2 protein-coding genes are annotated in these 1,554 nt (G+C 64.2%); both read left to right on the top strand.

What is annotated here, in order from left to right; all coding sequences use genetic code 11:
* Positions 1 to 758: electron transfer flavoprotein subunit beta/FixA family protein (locus RBB32_RS21265; protein WP_306155759.1), on the top strand; the 758-nt coding region annotated here is incomplete at its 5' end.
* On the top strand, positions 758 to 1,554 hold a 797-nt coding region (locus RBB32_RS21260; RefSeq protein WP_306155758.1), incomplete at its 3' end, for an electron transfer flavoprotein subunit alpha/FixB family protein. The genes RBB32_RS21265 and RBB32_RS21260, both read left to right, overlap by 1 nt.

Genomic DNA, 1,554 nt, shown 5'->3' with positions numbered 1-1,554 from the left:
TGAAGGTTCTAGTGCCTGTCAAACGCGTGATCGACTACAACGTGAAGGTCCGTGTTAAGGCGGACGGCAGCGGTGTCGATCTTGCCAATGTCAAAATGTCGATGAATCCCTTCGACGAGATTGCCGTCGAAGAGGCCATTCGCCTGAAGGAGGCCGGCAAGGCCGACGAGGTGATCGCCGTATCCATCGGCGTCAAGCAAAGCCAGGAAACGCTGCGCACCGCGCTGGCGATGGGCGCCGACCGCGCCATTCTGGTCGAGGCCGCCGATGACGTGCACACCGATATCGAACCACTGGCCGTGGCCAAGATCCTTGCCGCCGTCGTCAAGGAAGAAGAGCCGGGCCTTGTCCTGACGGGCAAGCAGGCGATCGACAACGACATGAACGCCACCGGGCAGATGCTGTCGGCGCTTCTGGGCTGGTCCCAGGCGATGTATGCCAACAACGTGGATGTCGAAGGCGACCACGCCGTCGTCACCCGCGAGGTGGATGGCGGGTTGCAGACCATCAAGGTCAAGATGCCCACCATCATCTCGACCGACCTGCGCCTGAACGAGCCGCGCTATGCCTCGCTGCCCAACATCATGAAGGCCAAGAAAAAGCCTCTGGATGAGAAAACCGCCGCCGATTACGGCGTCGACGTCAGCCCGCGCCTCGAAGTCGTCAAGACCGACGAACCCGAGGCCCGCAAGGCCGGCGAGATCGTCGGCTCGGTGGATGAGCTGGTTGCCAAACTCAAAGAAGCGGGGGCCGTGTAATGTCTGTTCTTCTGATTGCTGAAATCAACGACGGTGAACTGGCCGTTGATGCAACCGCCAAGGCCGTGTCGGCAGCGTCCAAACTGGGCGATGTGACCGTGCTCTGCGCCGGGGCCAGTTGTGCCGCCGCCGCCGAAGAGGCCGCCAAGATCGACGGCGTGGCGAAAGTGCTCTGCGCCGAGGATGATCTTTACGGTCACCGCCTGGCCGAGCCCGTGGCCGCGCTGATCGCGGCACAGGCCGCCGACTACAGCCACATCGTGGCGCCTGCCACCACCGATGCCAAGAACATCCTGCCCCGCGTTGCGGCGCTTCTGGATGTCATGGTGCTGACCGATGTCTCGGGCGTGGTCGATGCCGACACGTTCGAGCGCCCGATCTATGCCGGGAACGCGGTACAGACGGTAAAGTCGAAAGATGAAAAGAAGGTTATCACCTTCCGGACCTCGACGTTTGACGCCGCGGGCATGGGTGGCTCGGCCTCGGTCGAAACCATCGGCGCGGGCGACAACCCGGCGCTGTCCGAGTGGGTCGAGGACAAGGTGGCCGAATCCGACCGCCCCGAGCTGACCTCGGCCGGTGTCGTGGTCTCGGGCGGGCGCGGCGTCGGCTCGGAAGAGGACTTCGCCCTGATCGAGAAACTGGCCGACAAGCTGGGCGCCGCCGTCGGGGCCTCGCGCGCCGCGGTCGATTCGGGCTTCGCCCCGAACGACTGGCAGGTGGGCCAGACCGGCAAGGTGGTCGCCCCCGAGCTTTACGTCGCCATCGGCATCTCGGGCGCCATTCAGCACCTTGC

The organism is Roseovarius sp. MMSF_3281, assembly GCF_030733685.1.
GTDB lineage: Bacteria > Pseudomonadota > Alphaproteobacteria > Rhodobacterales > Rhodobacteraceae > Roseovarius.
Note: the sequence above shows the minus strand (reverse complement) of the source record. Positions and strands in the feature narration are given on the sequence as shown.